The sequence below is a fragment of the Prochlorococcus marinus str. MIT 1013 genome, assembly GCF_027359395.1.
In the GTDB taxonomy this organism is placed as follows: Bacteria; Cyanobacteriota; Cyanobacteriia; order PCC-6307; family Cyanobiaceae; genus Prochlorococcus_B; species Prochlorococcus_B marinus_E.
The window spans coordinates 109,525-123,919 of record NZ_CP114778.1 but is presented as its reverse complement, the minus strand read 5'-3'; the positions used below and the strand labels follow the sequence as shown (position 1 = coordinate 123,919).

The following is a 14,395-nucleotide window of genomic DNA, read 5'->3' as shown; positions in this document are numbered from 1 at the left end:
TTTGCTTTGCACTACAACACTCCATCGCATTAGGTAGTTAGATTTTTAAAAACTAAGTATTGGTTTATGTTTACTCCATATCATGCAATCATGTTCGCAACATTACTTATAGGTGGGGCAGCTGCTATTTCAAGCGTCAGAAGGGGATGATTCTTTAACAGGTAATACAAATCAAGCATCTGAGTCAGGATTCGACCTAAACAGCTACTAGGCAAGCAGGGAGAAACTCTTAGGAGGGGAGAGCAGGTCTTCCAAGCTTCTAAGCTGTACAAACAACGGTCCTACCAGCAGGTTGTTAGGAGACTTTTATTTGCAAAGCCTTGAAGAGGTTGATCTGGTAGGACCGTATTGAATAGACCTAACTGAAAGAACCCTAATCAAAAAGAATAGAGCTTATTTTTTGATAAATATTTGAAAAAAAAAGATCTGTTTGGCTTGTTTTTGTAATGAATTAAAGATAATAGTATGAATCCAAAAAATGGTAGGACCACTGGTAGGACAATTCGGTAGGACCACTTGGTAGGACCACCAAAAAGAAAGAGGTTGTTATCTATTGCTTAAGCCAGTTATACCAACAAGCTAAAGGGTTAGTACCGCTTTGCCGTAAGACCCAAGAAGCATCGACCTGGTAGAACCAGAGGGGGATTCAAAGTGAAGCTTCGTTTCCAGAACAAAGCTGGTATACGTCACTTTCACGACAGCCTCCCCATATCGAAAGAGAGTCAGATCAGAGCACTTGAAAAGGCCTAGACCAACAAAGTAGTACTAGAACAATCTAAACAAAATACCATCAAGAGGTAGGCCAAATTGAACGTATAGTTTTTAAAATATCTAAAGCTTCTTTTTTTCTACAAAAAGCATCTTTATTTTTCAAGATATAAGTAACATGACCAAGCTTTCTACCTTTTTTTTCTTCTTCTTTTTCATACCAATGAACGTTCAAGCCAGGAATACCCCTTAATTTTTTCAACCTCTGAGCAAGTGAAATTGGATAGTTGCTTTGTAAGCCAAGCAAGTTTGCCATCAAAGCACCATTAACAAGCATTTCAGGCATAGGTACATCAATATCGGATGTGATACATATTTGTTGATCAAACTGACTACTGCTACATGCATCTATAGAGAAATGACCTGAGTTATGAGTTCTTGGAGCTATTTCATTTACAAGTAATCCTTCAAATCCATAGAAAAATTCAATAGCAATAACCCCAACATAGTCCAACTCAGCAAGCAACGAAGATACGATATTTTTCACCATAAGATTAACGTCATGATTAATTTCAGCTGGAGCAAGGACCCAGTCACATACTTGTTTAGATTGATAAGTCTCTACAATAGGTAGACTGCGAACTATACCTTTTGAATCCCGACTTGAAACAATAGATAATTCTTTTTCAAAAGAAACCCATTTCTCCAGCATCCATTGTTCCTCTTTCTCAACTTCAAGAAATTTTTCCAATTGATCTAAATTTTTAATAATTTTTGTACCTTTACCGTCATATCCACCTGTAGCAGCTTTTGCCATCATTGGGAATCCCCAATCAACAGGAAGATCAATTTCTGATGATTTTTCTAAAGGAATAGGTAGCCATTTAGGGCAAGGGATATCAAGTCTATTTAATAACTCTCTTTGAGTTATTTTATTAATCAAAGGTCTTATGGATTGAAGTCTTGGAACAAAAGAAACTCCATTATTTTGTAGCGAAAGTAAACTTGGTATATCAATCCACTCATTCTCAAATGTAATCAAGCGAGACTTTTCGGCAAGAAGTTTTGTACCAGATGCATTAGTAGGATCATGCAAAATAACCTGCTTAGTTTTTTTCGCAGCAGGATCATTTTTAGATGTCGTCTGAACAACAACATCAATATCTCTTTTTTTTCCAGCTTCAACAAGAAGCATTGCAAGCTGACCTCCGCCCACAACCCCAATCATTGGTTCAAGTCCTCATTTTTAGAGCTTTGCACACTAGAAGGCAAACAACTCAGAATTCGTAAAACAAACAAATAAATATACTGTACAAAGTTGGCTTTAATAATACATCCTTTATTCACAACCTAAAGAATATTCCACTATGTGATTATTTTGATCCCTTAATAAATACTGATCGTATACGAACACATATCATTGGTTGATTAAATATGTTAGTCAACCATATAATTACTTTCATGTTTTCATGATTTAATCTAATAAATCATGAAAGATCTTATTTATCACAACTGTGAATAAAGACAACCTCCATATTCAAGTTTCTTTAACTAGCAACCCATACGAAATAGTTATAGGTAAAAGTAGTCTTGAATGTATAGGAGATGAGCTACGTAAAATTGGTTTCAAGGAAGGACTAAAAGTATTAGTTGTATCCAACAAAGAAGTCTCTGATCATTATGGTAATTGCATAATTAACAGTCTGAATAAAAGTAAGTACAACCCAAGGCTTTTAACATTAAAAGCAGGAGAAGAACAGAAAAATCAATCTTCTATAGATTTAATTCACGATGCAGCTTATGAAGCCAGGCTAGAGAGAGGATCTTTAATGATTGCCCTCGGAGGTGGCGTGATTGGAGATATGACTGGTTTTGCTGCTGCTACTTGGTTGCGTGGAATTCATGTAGTCCAAATCCCTACGACGTTACTCGCAATGGTTGATGCCTCTATTGGAGGTAAAACAGGTATAAATCATTCGAAAGGAAAAAATCTTATTGGTGCTTTTCATCAACCTAAATTAGTTTTGATAGACCCTAAAACGTTAGCGACGCTTCCAGCTAGAGAGTTCAAAGCAGGTATGGCTGAAATAATAAAATATGGAGTTATATCAGACCTAGACCTATTCGAACTTCTGGAGAGTCAAGATAATATTTCTGAGCTATCCACAATAAAAGAGAATCTGTTAGTAGAAATAATCCAGCGTTCTGCTATGTCTAAAGCAGAAATTGTTATGAAAGATGAGAAGGAAAGTGGAGTAAGAGCATTTTTAAATTATGGACATACATTTGGCCACGTAATAGAAAATCTTTGTGGGTATGGGAAATGGCTACATGGTGAGGCAGTCGCAATGGGTATGGTTGCAGTTGGTCAGCTAGCATTGCAAAGGGGACTCTGGAAAGAGATTGATGCAAAAAGGCAAAAACAATTAATAGAGAAAGCAGGTTTACCCACTAAGTGGCCAGAGCTTGAGCTAGAAAGTGTTCTAAGCTCAATTCAAGGAGACAAAAAAGTTATGAATGGCAAAGTAAGTTTTGTTATGCCCTTAAAAATTGGGGCTGTAAAATTATTCAATAATGTCTCAAATAAAGAGATAGATGAATGCTTGCAAAAGCTTAGTTGATTGGTTCCTCGAGAAAACGATTGTTAAAAACTAAATCATAATTATTATCCTTCTGGAAAGCTAACCACCTAAATTCCCCCAGTCCCATTGGATCAACCAGCCTCAATAATGATTCTCTTCGATTTAAGGCGGCCGACAAATCTTGACTACTTGTATTTTGAAGAGAATATAGAAAGCTTGAAAGTCCTAATGCTAATAAAGCTTGTCCCTGCCTAGTCTCACCCATAAACTTCCATCCGTTGGACAAGGCATAATTAATAGTTGATTCAATACATAAATGTGCTGTTAAATCACTCAAGCCAGGATCTTTCAAAATATTTGAATTTGCTTTTTGATTCCTGTAAGAAATAAGAGTACCGTCCTTTCTAATTGCGTTGTAATACCGTTTCGATTCCATCGCATAGTCGACAACTAATAATGAGCCATTGATTAAAATCTTAGACAACTTATCAAACAAAATCGGCACATCACAATGCCATTCTGTAATCCATCTATCACAAATATCCTTTGGTGGAAACTCAATATTTAAAAGACTTTTCGAATCTTGCAGAAATCTCATAATCGCTTGAGTAGGCCTGAGGTCAACTAACTCCAAAAAATATTCATTATTTATTTTCTTCAAAGAAACTCCTTGTCTAAAAACTTTATTTTTAGTAAAAACTAATCTTTCTACTGGGAAAGCATCTAAAACTTCATTCGCAATAACTACACCTGTTACTGGCTTTGAAATAAGATCTTCGATGTTGCTCCAGCGACAATTAATGCCCTCCAAGTTATTAACTACTTTTTCTTGTCGTTCTCTCATTCCTACATTTAATTCAATTAAAATAAGCTCCATTTTTCTGATTAAAGCAGGTGCAATCTCAGCAATTGCCACTATCAAATCTCTTGATAAAGAACCTTCTCCTGGTCCAATTTCAACAAGAGAAAACAATTCGGATTCAATTCCTGATTTTTTTAGATCGAGAAACCAATCAACAACCTGAATAGCTAATAAACGTGCAAAATCGTTTCCCAAAGATGGTGAGGTGCAAAAATCTCCTTTCTTTCCAATATTCAATCTTCCAGTTGAATAAAATCCATTTTTAGGGTCGTTTAAAACTAGATTCATATATTTGTAAAAGCTAATTGATCCGCCACAATTGCTCATGTGATCAACTAACCATTTAGGACATCTCGCAGTCGGGTCAATCATGATGGAGAATACGTTCAGAGAAAATCATTTACATGTTCAAAAAATCATTTAAGAAAATCATAATTTTTTGTCTGGGCATCGTAATAATGTTTTCTATGGAAGGAACCACATTTGCTTACGATAATCCTGATCTCTTACCAAAAGAACAAACACCAATAATTGATCTTGCGAAAGCATTAAGCGAAAAACAAAGGTTAGATTTGGAAACCTCACTAAATTCTTATGAAGAAGAAACTGGTTGGAAAATAAGGGTATTGTCGCAATTTGAAAAAACCCCTGGTTTAGCCGTTAAGGACTATTGGAATCTAGACGAAACAAGTTTACTTATTGTTGCCGACCCGAGAGGGGGGAATTTACTTAGTTTTAACGTTGGAGATGCATATTTTGCATTAATGCCCAGAATCTTTTGGGTGGAATTACAAACAAGATTTGGAAACCAATTTTATGTAAGAGATAACGGTGAGGACGGAGCAATTTTAGCCTCAATAAAAGCCGTAGAAAGCTGTTTAGATCGTGGTGGTTGCGAAGTGGTACCTGGGTTGCCTCAGGAACAATGGCAATGGACATTATTAACCTCATTATTGGGGGGGATTATTGCAGGTTTCGCAGCATCACCAAGAAAAGGTAATGAATCATTTTCAATAGGATGGTTATTGCTTCTCTCACCTCTTTGGGTAATGCTATTTGGTATTTTTGGCATTGCTCCTGTAGTAACAAGAACTAATGATATTTTGCCCTTAATGAGAAATATTTTGGGATTTATAGGCTCTGCGATTGGTGCTTATTTGATTGCGGAAAGAAAATTTAAGGACCCTGATTTAGATAAGCAAACATAAAATCAAATAACTTTGTAGACAAGTTAAGTTATAACAATCCTAATTGTTTTGATCCAATAAAATCTCTTTATAAGCTATTGAGGCATCATTCCTAAACCATCTATGCGATGCATGAATCAGCTTGCCATTAGAGAACTCAACCCAAGAAAAATGACATAAATTCTCCCCTGCCGAATCAATACCTCTTCTAGGAACACAAGCTGCATTTAAATATGAAGTCCCCCATAGATCTTTAGCAAAAGTTTTTCTAGTTCGATTACCCCCAATTCTTAATTGATGATGAGTGTGACCAAAAACCACTAATTCTGGAATCCTAAATTTACGAATTTGATCAATTGCAATACCAAGATCTTTATCTCCCCAATCCATTGATGGCAATTTCCAATCTCTTCCACAAAGACTAGAAGATTCTGATCCAAGACCAACTGGTCCTGAATGAGCAAGTATTAATAGAGGAAAATCTAATGGTGCAGACTTAGCCGCTGAAACAATCCTAAGCACAGATTCATCAAGGCTGACCTCACCGAAAACCGCCTTAACCTCTTGAGTCAAGAAAAATCCTCCCCCACCGCTGCAAGGTCTAGCTCCAACTACAGAAAGCTCATTTAATTTCCATTTGGACAAATTCCAGGCACAATTCTTTTCACCTAACAAATCCAATTGGGCTTTCAAAATGTCGCCTGACCAGTCTTTCCCTCTATCATGATTTCCAAGTATTACTGATGTAGGAATAGAGATTTTATTTATTGCCCGAACAATTCTTAAATCACCATCTGATAAGTCACCAACAAATAAAACCCCATCTGGATTCAGTTCCAAAAGCAAATCCAGATCATCCTGACTCCATGACCCATGCAAATCCCCAGCGATAGCGATTCGGATATCTGACAGATTATTTAGGAAATTAACCTCTATACTGCCCCAACACGTTCATTTGGAAACTAATTACCACTGTTTCCTATTACAAGACTGATATATCAGTCTCAAATAAAAGAATTAATCTCACTGATGAGATCAATTCTTTGCGCAAAAAAAGAAATGCAATAATTCTTGCTCATTACTATCAAGAGCCTGCAATACAAGATATCGCCGATTTCATTGGAGATTCACTTGAGTTATCCAGAAAAGCCTCGGAGACAAATGCTGACGTCATTGTTTTTTGTGGCGTTCATTTCATGGCTGAGACAGCAAAGATCCTATGTCCAGATAAAACTGTTCTTCTTCCTGATTTTGATGCTGGGTGCACACTGGCAGACGACTGCCAGCCAGATGACTTTCAAGAATTCTTAGACAAACATCCCGATCATTTTGCTATCAGCTATATCAATTGCAGCGCAGCGGTAAAAGCAAAAAGCGATCTAATTTGTACAAGTAGTAATGCCGTTGATCTTGTAAAACAATTACCCAAAGATTTACCAATTTTATTTTCGCCAGACAGGAATCTTGGTAGATGGGTTGAACGTCAGAGTGGTCGAAAATTAACTTTGTGGCCTGGAAGATGCCTTGTTCATGAGACTTTTAATGAAGAATCTCTAATAAAGTTAAGAATCAAGAACCCAACAGCTGAAGTACTTGCCCACCCAGAGTGCCAACAAAATCTATTAGATTTGGCAGATTTCATTGGCTCAACAAGCAAATTGCTGAATTACTCTCAAAAAAGTAAAAACGATAAATTCATAGTGCTTACTGAACCAGGAATAATCCACCAAATGAGATTAAAAGACCCTCTTAAAACATATATTGAAGTCCCTGGTTTAGATGGATGTAGTTGCAATGAATGTCCATATATGAGAATGAATACCTTAGAAAAAGTATATAAGTGTTTAAAAGAAATGAGCCCAGAATTAAAAATGGACGAACATATTCGAGCAATGGCCTATAAACCAATGAAAAAGATGTTAGATATGAGTAATTAAATCAATCTTATGGATTTATCCCTTTTTATTGTTGTATTAGGGGGAAGAAGCTTAAAAAGCAATATAGAAATACACGATGTTAGATGGGTTTTAGGTGAATCAATAGAGGATACATTTCCTGAGCTTAGAAAACAATGGATAGGGAAGAAAAGTGGTCTTCACATTGATAGTTATAAGTGTATTAAATATGTTGATGGATATGAAATAGTCCTATCTAAATCCAGTAAAGATAGTTTAATTAGTCCAAAAATAGAAGATTTATCACTTTGGTTTGTTAATTTAGGGGGATACAATCCAAAAAAGATGTATGAAGAACACGACTTCAATCTAATTGTCGCAAAAAAAGCTATTGAGGCAAAGAAAAAAGCAAAAAAAGATTGGGAAACAAATTTAAAGAATAAACATAATGATGACTGTTCAGGTATAAATTATTTGGAAAAAGTTGAAGATATGCACCCTATTAAAATAAAGAATTGGGAAATAAGTCTCATACCTGATCCTGAAAAAAGAAGTGAAAAAATTATTCCTGACTGGTACGGATATAGAAGAATTGACAATTTATAGCTATTTCTTCAGGGCGTAGAATAAATTAGAATTTAAGGGGTCATAAGATTTTTGATTACTTTCAACTCTAAACTTTTTAAGTAATATATTTTCAGCCGCTACATATTGACTATCTTTTAAAGTTCCTAAATCAGAATTTGTTAATATATTTTTATCATTTAACACAAGCTCTGCTCTAATGTCAGGCTCTATACCATTTTTATTAATATCTTTACCACTTGGTGTTAAATATTTAGCGACAGTAACTGTTAGACCTGATCCATCAGAAAGTGATCTTACAGACTGAACTAGTCCTTTACCAAAAGTCTTTTTCCCAACCAATACTCCTCTTTTATTATCTTTAATTGCTCCAGAGAGAATCTCGCTAGCACTAGCAGATCCTTCATTGATTAAAACTACTACTGGTCTGTTGGTTAAGGCTCTGCTTTTTGCTTTCCTAGTATCAGTAATACCATCTTTTGTTTTAGTACTAACAATAATACCTGTATTTAACCATTGTCTTGCTATTTCAATGCTTGCTTCAAGCAACCCACCAGGATTACTTCTAAGGTCTAATACATAACCAAAAGGTTGTTGTTGTTCTAATTTATTAATCGATAAACTCATCTCTTTTGGAGATTTTGCATTGAATTGTTTTAACCTTAGATAACCAATTTTCGCCCCTGAAACCGTATTATTTATTCGACTATCAACCACATTAATTTCAATTCTATCTCGTATTAATGTGACATTAAATAATTCATTGTCTCTAATTATACCTAGTTCAACCTTCGTTCCTTTTTTACCTCTAATAAGCTTAACGGTACTATCAATGGTAAACCCCTCTATGGTTTTACCATTGATAGATACGATAATATCATTAGGTTTAATACCCGCGATAAAGGCTGGTGTCCCCTCTATTGGAGATACGACAATAATTTTTTTAGTAATTTCATCTAGAGAAATCTGAATACCCACTCCCATTAATTCACCAGTTGTATCTATTCTCATTTCATTGAATTCTTTAGGATCTAAAAATCTTGTATAAGGATCATCTAATTTTGCCAACATATCTTTAATAGCTATGTATGCATCGTCATTATCAAAATATTTGGTTGACAGTATTTCCTTCCTTAATTTAATCCAATCCTTTGCCTTATATTTACCTGAATAATCCAAAAAGTCACGATATATAATTTGCCAAACCTGATCAATTATCTCCTTTGGATTGTTAGTAATCAAAGTAGAAGAATTAGCCTGAAAGGAAAAAGATGGCGAAGGAAAAGTGGCTATTAATAAACATATTTTTAAAAATCTCTTCAACATAATTATCAAATAATTTTTCTAATAATAAAACAATTAAAATTTATATTCTGTTTTTAAGGGTCTACCCATTTACCATCTTCTTTAATTAAATCAACTAAGGCCTGAACTCCTTCATCCTCAGGTACCCTCTTGATTTCATCTCTATTTCTATAAAGCGCAATCGTTCCAACACCTTTACCTACATAACCATAGTCTGCATCTGCCATCTCTCCAGGTCCATTAACGATACAACCCATCACTGCTATATCTAGTCCTGTCAAATGGATGGTAGCTGCTCTAACTTTTGCCACAACTTCTTCTAAGTTAAATAATGTTCTACCGCAGCTAGGGCAACTAATATATTCGACCATAGTTTTTCTCAGTCCAACTGCTTGCAGAATTGAATAAGCAACCGGTATTTCCTTCTCTGGTGCCTCAGTAAGGGAAACTCGTATTGTGTCTCCAATCCCCTCTGATAATAATGTTCCGATTCCAGCAGTACTTTTTATTCTCCCATAATCTCCATCACCAGCTTCAGTTACACCCAAATGCAAAGGATAATTAAATCCCTCTTTATCCATAGTATCAGCCATCATTCTGTAAGCAGCGAGCATGACAGGAGGTCTAGAAGCCTTCATTGAAACTACAATATTGTGAAAGTCTAATGAATCACAAATTCGAATAAATTCCATGGCTGATTCAACCATCCCAAAAGGTGTATCTCCATATGCAAATAACATTCTCTCTGCTAATGATCCATGATTAACTCCTATCCTAAGTGCCTTATTTTGCTCTTTTAAAGTATTAACAATTGGTTCAAATTTCTGAATAATCTTATCTTTAGTTGCTTTTATTTCCGCGTCAGTAAATTCTGTTCTATTTGGATCAGGTCTTTCAAAAACAAATAATCCTGGATTGATACGAACTTTATCTACATGCTTAGCAACCTCTAAAGCTATTTTCATTCCATTGTGGTGAACATCCGCTACTAATGGAACTGGTTGATAAGTACTAGCTAGAAGTTTTTTTATTTCTCCAACAGCTTTTGCACTTGCAAGAGTGGGAACCGTTAATCTAACAATCTCACATCCTATTTCATGCAATCTTCTAATTGCGGCAGTTGAACCCTCAATATCCATCGTATCTTCATTAATCATCGACTGAACACGAACTGGATTATCCCCTCCTATGCCAATATCTCCAACCATTACAGGTCTAGTATCTCTACGAATAATTCTGGTGCTATAACGCTGTGAAACATTATTTTCTTTCTTATCTTTTTCCAGGGTCGCAATCATGGGTTAACAATTGAGCCTCTTTAATAAACAAGAATGACATATTTGAGGGCTATTTTAAAGTATCAATTTTTTCTTTGATTTTTAAAAAATCCAATTTAGTTAAACTCATTGGAGATCCTTCCTCTTTTGATTGATTTCTAAGTAAATAAGCTGGATGAAAAATAGGCATAACAAGTCTTCCATCCCAATTAATCCATTTACCCCTGAGAATGCTTATAGGGGACTTATTTTTCAAAATTGCTTGTAAGGCTGTAGCACCAACAAGAAGTATAATTTCTGGATTTACAAGTTTGATTTGTTGATATAACCAGGGAAGATTTTCTTGGATTTCTGTCTTTGTTGGGCGTCTATTTTTTGGAGGTCTACATTTGACCACGTTGCAAAAATAAACATCTAGGCTGATATCGATTCCTGCATTTTGAAGCAACTTATCAAGTAGCTTTCCAGACCTTCCCACAAAAGGCTCTCCTAACTCCTGCTCCTTTGCTCCTGGAGCCTCACCAACAATCATCAACTTAGCGAAAGGGTTACCCCTAGATACAACAATTTTGTTTTTGGAATTGCTGAAATTACAAACTTCAGAAAATTCTTTATCAGGAGCGCTATTTTTTTTCACATCAGAGCATCCAAATCTGATCCTTTTGAAAGGTACGGCACTAAAATCAAGAATTTATTACCTTCTGGATCAAGAATCCATTGTTCAGCTCCAAAGTTTGCCAATTTTGTTATGCCCATAACACTACCTCCTATTTTTAATATCTCAGAAATCCACGTTTCAATCATTTTTGATGGATCTTCAGAAGGTTCACCTTGAAAACATAATGAGGTTGAATTTCCTTTCCTTTGCCATTCATGATTCTCATTAGGTCGATAAAAATGTATTTTGGATCGATTACTTAACGAAATAAAATAATGAGAAGCGTTAAAACCTTTGCATGCCTTGTCAGAGTTGATTTTGGCATAAAATCCAGACAATTCTTTAGGGTTTTTAGAGGCAATTACAAAGTTTATGTTCATCAAAGGCATGCAAGTATCTGATTAAGTAGTAAATTTGTAATAGGATCAATTCACTTTAAAAGTGAATCTAAGAAATACATTTTGAAGTTATGCTTCGAAGATGACTGAAAAATCACAGATATCTACAAGAGCTCTCTCAATAAAACCTTCTCTAACTCTTGAGATCAGCGCAAAAGCTAAGGCTTTAAAAGCTGAAGGAAAAAACATTTGTAGTTTAAGCGCTGGAGAACCTGATTTCGATACCCCAGGATTTATTATCGATGCCACTCTAAAAGCATTAAAAGATGGAAAAACTCGTTATGGACCTGCTGCTGGAGATCCAGAATTAAGAGAAGCCATTGCCCAAAAGCAATCAAATATTAATAAAGTTCCCACAAAAACAGACAATGTTTTGGTAACAAATGGAGGGAAACAAGCAATATACAATTTATTTCAAGTAGTTTTAAATCCTGGAGATGAAGTCCTCATACCTGCACCATATTGGCTTAGTTATCCAGAGATAACCCTTTTAGCTGGTGCCAAGCCAATTAAAATTAAATCTTCAACTAAAGATAATTTCAAAATAGATATCAATTCTCTAGAAGAAAACGTAACTGAAAAAACAAGGTTATTAATTATCAACTCTCCAAGTAATCCAACAGGCTGCGTTTTAACCGAGCAAGAAATGAATACTATTTCTGAGTTTTTAAGAAGACATCCAAGAATTTTTTTAATGAGTGATGAGATTTATGAATTTCTTATTTCTCCAAATCAAGTTCATCACAGTTTTGCAAAAATAGCACCCGATTTAAAAAATAGAATTTTCACAGTCAACGGTTTTGCCAAGGCTTGGGCAATGACTGGCTGGAGGATTGGATACCTAACAGGAAATACAGAGGTAATAAAGAAAGCCATTGCTTTACAAAGTCAAAGTACAAGCAATGTATGCAGTTTTGCTCAAAAAGGAGCTATTGCCGCACTTCAGGGCTCAAAAGATTGCGTTCATGAAATGGCAGAAATTTATAACAAAAGGAGGTTATTGATAACAGAAAGACTAAAAAAAATAAAAAATATTTCTTTTGTCCCTCCCACTGGAGCTTTCTATGTTTTCCCAGAAATTAATCTAGAGGATATCGATTCAATAAGTTTCTGTAAATTGGCACTAGAAAAGGTTGGCCTAGCAATAGTTCCAGGGATTGCTTTTGGAGATGACAAATGCATAAGAATCTCATATGCATCTTCAAATGAAATGATCAAGGATGGAGTTGATAGGTTAGAAAGACTATTAAATCAATTTTAAAAAAAAAAAAAAAAAAAAAAAAAAAAAAATGAATCAAGCGCCAAGATCAATCAAGTTCACGAAAATAACTATTGCTCTTTTATCAATATTTAATTTATCTAATATTGGTTCATTAAAAGCAGAGGAAATACTTCGTATTGGGGCGATACCAGATCAAAACCCAGAGCACCTGAATCGTCTATATAAAGTATTATCCTCTGAATTAAGCGAGCAGCTCAATGTTCAAGTCCGTTATAAACCAGTTACTAATTATGCTGCAGCTGTAACAGCTTTTAGGACCGGGAATTTAGATTTAGTATGGTTCGGTGCTTTAACGGGTGTACAAGCAAGACATCAAAGCAATGGATCCAAGGTAATAGCTCAAAGAGATATTGATGAAAAATTCCATAGTATTTTTATTGCAAACAAGAAAAGTTCAATCCAAAAAATAAATAACATAAATGACTTAAAAACACTAAAAGGCAAGCGTTTTACTTTTGGCTCTGAAAGTTCAACATCAGGAAGATTGATGCCACAATATTTTTTAAACAAAGCAGGTGTTCAACTTAAAGATTTCAAAGGTGCAAGCCCAGGCTTTAGTGGTAGCCACGATTCAACATTAATCCTTGTGCAAAGTGGTTCATATGAGGCAGGTGCTCTTAGCGAAGAAGTATGGAAGAGAAATCTTGCTAGAGGACGCGTGGACCCCTCAAAAGTCTTTGTGATTTGGAAGACTCCTTCTTATCATAATTATCATTGGCTTGCTCAAGGGAACCTAGATAAAAAGTTCAAAAAAGGCTTTACGAAAGAGCTTACAAATATATTTTTACGTTTCAATGAAAAGTCAAAAAAACAAAAACAAATTCTCGACTTATTTAGCGCAAAGAAATTTATAATATCAAAAAATGAGAATTATAATAAAATAGAAAAGGTAGCTAGAAAAATTGGAAAGATTAAGTGACTAAGTTACTAGAATTAAAGAATATAAGCCATAGCAGTAAAGAAAGTATTAGAGTAAAAGATATTAATTTAACAATAAATCAAGGTGAGAAGATAGCGCTTATTGGCAAGAGTGGCTCTGGCAAAAGTACATTAATCTCGATCGCGAATGGATCACTAATCCCAAACGAAGGGGATGTAATATGGAAAGGTTCTCACATTAACAATATTTCAAATATTCAGTCGTCAAAAATAGGAACTATATGGCAGGATTTATCTTTAATAGAAGAGCTAAATGTCGCTCAGAATATAAACTGCGGTGCACTAGGTAAACACAATTTCATATGGGCTTTAAAAAATCTCCTCGGAGTCTTAGATAAAGGTTTATGCCAAGAATGTCTAGCAGCAGTCTCTCTGCCAGAAAAAACTATTTATTCCTATATAAATAAACTTTCTGGTGGGCAAAAAAAAAGAATAGCAATTGCACGTCTTTTAAGACAAGAACCAGAGATTCTTCTTGGAGACGAACCTTTCTCAAATTTAGACCCTGTATTATCAGAAAATATCTTAAATTTATTTATTAATCAAAAAAATTATCTTAGAATTAAAATCCCTGAGACCATACTTATAAGTCTTCACCAAATTAATTTAATAAATAATTTCAATAGAGTTATTGGGTTAAAAGATGGAGAGATTGTAATAGATAGAGAAATTCATAATATCAATCAATCAGAGCTTGATTTGTTATTTTAATTCACA

14 protein-coding genes and 1 other RNA gene are annotated in these 14,395 nt (G+C 34.8%); 7 read left to right on the top strand and 8 right to left on the bottom strand.

Annotated elements, in window-relative coordinates:
• Positions 1–586: 586 nt before the first annotated feature.
• Together ssrS and O5633_RS00595 are read right to left on the bottom strand one after the other, a co-directional pair.
• A non-coding RNA gene (ssrS, locus tag O5633_RS00600) (6S RNA) lies at positions 587–769 on the bottom strand.
• 21 nt (positions 770–790) lie between these two features.
• Positions 791–1,936, bottom strand: coding sequence for a 5-(carboxyamino)imidazole ribonucleotide synthase (locus O5633_RS00595; protein ID WP_269610066.1), 1,146 nt, complete (start codon positions 1,934–1,936; stop codon positions 791–793).
• A gap of 286 nt (positions 1,937–2,222) precedes the next feature.
• Here O5633_RS00595 and aroB point away from each other — a divergent pair, with 286 nt between their 5' ends.
• Positions 2,223–3,329, top strand: coding sequence for a 3-dehydroquinate synthase (gene aroB, locus O5633_RS00590; protein ID WP_269610064.1), 1,107 nt, complete (start codon positions 2,223–2,225; stop codon positions 3,327–3,329).
• Here aroB and O5633_RS00585 read toward each other — a convergent pair.
• A complete protein-coding gene (locus tag O5633_RS00585) occupies positions 3,322–4,524 on the bottom strand; it encodes a class I SAM-dependent methyltransferase (protein ID WP_269610062.1) in 1,203 nt (400 codons plus the stop codon). The two genes, aroB and O5633_RS00585, sit on opposite strands and share 8 nt — an antisense overlap.
• Positions 4,525–4,610: 86 nt before the next feature.
• On the opposite strand from O5633_RS00585, the gene O5633_RS00580 reads away from it, so the two are divergent.
• On the top strand, positions 4,611–5,360 hold the full coding sequence (locus O5633_RS00580) for a TPM domain-containing protein (protein WP_269611372.1): 750 nt from the start codon (positions 4,611–4,613) through the stop codon (positions 5,358–5,360).
• A gap of 39 nt (positions 5,361–5,399) precedes the next feature.
• Here the strand turns inward: O5633_RS00580 and O5633_RS00575 are convergent, their stop codons facing one another.
• Positions 5,400–6,242, bottom strand: a complete 843-nt coding sequence (locus tag O5633_RS00575; protein ID WP_269611371.1) for a TIGR04168 family protein — start codon at positions 6,240–6,242, stop codon at positions 5,400–5,402.
• A gap of 92 nt (positions 6,243–6,334) precedes the next feature.
• Between O5633_RS00575 and nadA the strand changes: the two genes are divergently transcribed.
• On the top strand, positions 6,335–7,276 hold the full coding sequence (gene nadA / locus O5633_RS00570) for a quinolinate synthase NadA (RefSeq protein ID WP_420063640.1): 942 nt from the start codon (positions 6,335–6,337) through the stop codon (positions 7,274–7,276).
• A 9-nt stretch (positions 7,277–7,285) separates the two neighbouring features.
• Entirely contained in the window at positions 7,286–7,840 is a 555-nt protein-coding gene (locus O5633_RS00565) for a DUF1543 domain-containing protein (RefSeq protein ID WP_269610061.1), read from the top strand.
• Here the strand turns inward: O5633_RS00565 and O5633_RS00560 are convergent, their stop codons facing one another.
• The 4 genes from O5633_RS00560 to O5633_RS00545 are packed head-to-tail and all read right to left on the bottom strand — an operon-like array spanning position 7,841 to position 11,448.
• Positions 7,841–9,145 carry a S41 family peptidase gene (locus O5633_RS00560; RefSeq protein ID WP_269610060.1) on the bottom strand — a complete coding sequence of 435 codons (1,305 nt, stop codon included), beginning with the start codon at positions 9,143–9,145 and terminating at the stop codon, positions 7,841–7,843.
• Positions 9,146–9,198: 53 nt separating this feature from the next.
• Positions 9,199–10,422, bottom strand: a complete 1,224-nt coding sequence (gene ispG / locus O5633_RS00555) for a (E)-4-hydroxy-3-methylbut-2-enyl-diphosphate synthase (RefSeq protein WP_269610058.1) — start codon at positions 10,420–10,422, stop codon at positions 9,199–9,201.
• 49 nt (positions 10,423–10,471) lie between these two features.
• Positions 10,472–11,038: a uracil-DNA glycosylase gene (locus O5633_RS00550; RefSeq protein WP_269610057.1), complete on the bottom strand. Its 567-nt coding sequence runs from the start codon at positions 11,036–11,038 to the stop codon at positions 10,472–10,474.
• Positions 11,035–11,448: a lactoylglutathione lyase gene (locus tag O5633_RS00545; protein ID WP_269610056.1), complete on the bottom strand. Its 414-nt coding sequence runs from the start codon at positions 11,446–11,448 to the stop codon at positions 11,035–11,037. The genes O5633_RS00550 and O5633_RS00545 overlap by 4 nt, the downstream gene beginning before the upstream one ends.
• Before the next feature lie 91 nt (positions 11,449–11,539).
• On the opposite strand from O5633_RS00545, the gene O5633_RS00540 reads away from it, so the two are divergent.
• Genes O5633_RS00540 through O5633_RS00530 form a run of 3 tightly spaced genes read left to right on the top strand, consistent with a single transcriptional unit; the run spans position 11,540 to position 14,389 of the window.
• Complete coding sequence (locus O5633_RS00540; RefSeq protein WP_269610055.1) at positions 11,540–12,718, top strand: pyridoxal phosphate-dependent aminotransferase; 1,179 nt, start codon at positions 11,540–11,542, stop codon at positions 12,716–12,718.
• Positions 12,719–12,746: 28 nt separating this feature from the next.
• Entirely contained in the window at positions 12,747–13,658 is a 912-nt protein-coding gene (locus O5633_RS00535; protein ID WP_269610054.1) for a putative selenate ABC transporter substrate-binding protein, read from the top strand.
• The gene (locus O5633_RS00530; RefSeq protein ID WP_269610053.1) at positions 13,655–14,389 is read left to right on the top strand and encodes an ATP-binding cassette domain-containing protein; all 735 of its coding nucleotides are present in this window, start codon (positions 13,655–13,657) and stop codon (positions 14,387–14,389) included. The genes O5633_RS00535 and O5633_RS00530 overlap by 4 nt, the downstream gene beginning before the upstream one ends.
• The last annotated feature ends 6 nt before the right edge of the window (positions 14,390–14,395 follow it).

Bases quoted from the DNA above. Each gene is read 5' to 3' on its own strand.
- O5633_RS00595 (WP_269610066.1), bottom strand. From the start codon at position 1,936: ATGATTGGGGTTGTGGGCGGAGGTCAGCTTGCAATGCTTCTTGTTGAA.
- O5633_RS00585 (WP_269610062.1), bottom strand. From the start codon at position 4,524: ATGATTGACCCGACTGCGAGATGTCCTAAATGGTTAGTTGATCACATG.
- O5633_RS00580 (WP_269611372.1), top strand. From the start codon at position 4,611: ATGTTTTCTATGGAAGGAACCACATTTGCTTACGATAATCCTGATCTC.
- O5633_RS00565 (WP_269610061.1), top strand. From the start codon at position 7,286: ATGGATTTATCCCTTTTTATTGTTGTATTAGGGGGAAGAAGCTTAAAA.
- O5633_RS00560 (WP_269610060.1), bottom strand. From the start codon at position 9,145: ATGTTGAAGAGATTTTTAAAAATATGTTTATTAATAGCCACTTTTCCT.
- ispG (WP_269610058.1), bottom strand. From the start codon at position 10,422: ATGATTGCGACCCTGGAAAAAGATAAGAAAGAAAATAATGTTTCACAG.
- O5633_RS00545 (WP_269610056.1), bottom strand. From the start codon at position 11,448: ATGCCTTTGATGAACATAAACTTTGTAATTGCCTCTAAAAACCCTAAA.
- O5633_RS00540 (WP_269610055.1), top strand. From the start codon at position 11,540: ATGACTGAAAAATCACAGATATCTACAAGAGCTCTCTCAATAAAACCT.
- O5633_RS00535 (WP_269610054.1), top strand. From the start codon at position 12,747: ATGAATCAAGCGCCAAGATCAATCAAGTTCACGAAAATAACTATTGCT.